General features: G+C 69.4%; 2 protein-coding genes. Both read left to right on the top strand.

Annotation, left to right across the window (positions count from 1 at the left end):
• On the top strand, positions 1 to 978 hold a 978-nt coding region (locus BLW43_RS22745), incomplete at its 5' end, for a CobW family GTP-binding protein (RefSeq protein ID WP_425441200.1).
• Positions 975 to 1,214: hypothetical protein (locus BLW43_RS22740; protein WP_217632300.1), on the top strand; the 240-nt coding region annotated here is incomplete at its 3' end. The genes BLW43_RS22745 and BLW43_RS22740, both read left to right, overlap by 4 nt.

Raw genomic sequence — 1,214 nt, 5'->3', positions numbered from 1 at the left:
TTGGACCAGATCGCCACCCCCCAGATCCCCGTCACCGTGCTGACCGGCTTCCTCGGCGCCGGCAAGACCACGCTGCTCAACCGCATCCTCACCGAACGTCATGGCAAGCGCTACGCCGTCATCGTCAACGAGTTCGGCGAGACCGGCATCGACAACGACCTCGTCGTGAACGCCGACGAGGAAGTGTTCGAAATGAACAACGGCTGCATCTGCTGCACCGTGCGCGGCGACCTGATCCGCATCCTCGGCGGGCTGATGAAGCGCGCCGACAGGCTCGACGCGATCATCGTCGAGACCACCGGCCTCGCCGATCCCGCCCCGGTGGCGCAGACCTTCTTCGTCGATCAGGAGGTGGCCGAGCGCACGCGGCTCGACGCCATCGTGACCGTGGCCGACGCCGTTCACCTCGCAGGCCAGCTGGGCGAGCACCACGAGGCCGAGGAGCAGATCGCCTTCGCCGACGTGGTGCTGCTGAACAAGACCGACCTTGTGGGAGACGCCGATCTCTCCGGCGTCGAGGCGCGCATCCGCCGCATCAACCCTTACGCGAAGATCATCCGCACGGCCCGCTGCGATACGCCCCTCGATGCCGTGCTCGGGCTGAACGCCTTCAGCCTCGAGCGCGTGCTGGCGGTGGAGCCCGATTTCCTGACCTCCGACCATGACCACGAACACGACGAGGACGTCACGAGCCTGTCGTTGACTAGCGACGCGCCGCTCGACCTCGCAGCGTTCCAGACGTGGTTCGGCCGGCTGCTGCAGACCCGGGGGCAGGACATCCTGCGCTCGAAGGGCATCCTGAACTTCGCCGGCGAGGCCGACCGCTACGTGTTCCAGGGCGTGCACATGCTGATGGACGGCGCGCCGATGGGGTCGTGGCCCGAGGGCGCGCCGCGCGTCTCGCGGCTGGTGTTCATCGGCCGCAATCTCGACGGCATGGGCCTGCGCGAGGGCTTCGAGGCGTGTCGGGCGGCATGAGCGTGGCGACTGTCGAGACGCTGCGGCGCGGCTTCCCGCAGACCGAGAAGGAGCGCGCGGCGCAACGGGTGGAGGCGCGCGCGCCGGTGACCGGCGCCGTGGTTTCGGGCGGCGTGGTCTTCGCCAGCTTTGGCGACGGGGCCGTGCGGCTGTTCCGCCCCGGCCTGCCGCCGCAGAGGATCGCGGCGCATGAGGGCGCGATCCTGAGCATCGCCGCCGACGCCGCAGGCGCAGTC

This window comes from Rubrimonas cliftonensis, from assembly GCF_900107585.1.
In the GTDB taxonomy this organism is placed as follows: domain Bacteria; phylum Pseudomonadota; class Alphaproteobacteria; order Rhodobacterales; family Rhodobacteraceae; genus Rubrimonas; species Rubrimonas cliftonensis.
The sequence above is the reverse complement of the archived record's forward strand: the minus strand, read 5'-3'. Positions and strand labels throughout refer to the sequence as shown.